The 268-nt window shown below is 40.3% G+C and carries 1 protein-coding gene; it reads left to right on the top strand.

Going from position 1 to position 268, the window contains the following annotated elements; genetic code table 11:
* On the top strand, positions 1 to 268 hold a 268-nt coding region (locus RYX56_RS22765), incomplete at both ends, for a DnaD domain-containing protein (protein ID WP_317124175.1).

Here is a 268-nt window from a genome sequence, read left to right as displayed (position 1 = left end):
CCGATGAAATGGATCTTTATACTTGTTTTGAGCAGGAATTTGGCCGCCCGCTTTCCCCATTTGAATGTGAATCACTGGCGATGTGGATGGATGACGATCACCACGATCCCATTATTATTAAAGCCGCTTTAAGAGAGGCCGTTATGTCGGGAAAATTAAATTTTCGCTATATTGACAGAATCCTGTTTGAATGGAAGAAAAACGGCATCAAAACGATTGAACAAGCGAAAAACCATGGACGTAAATTTCGTCAAAAGCAAGTACAAAA

Source organism: Alkalihalophilus lindianensis (assembly GCF_032843265.1).
In the GTDB taxonomy this organism is placed as follows: domain Bacteria; phylum Bacillota; class Bacilli; order Bacillales; family Bacillaceae_D; genus Alkalihalophilus; species Alkalihalophilus lindianensis.
Note: the sequence above shows the minus strand (reverse complement) of the source record. Positions and strands in the feature narration are given on the sequence as shown.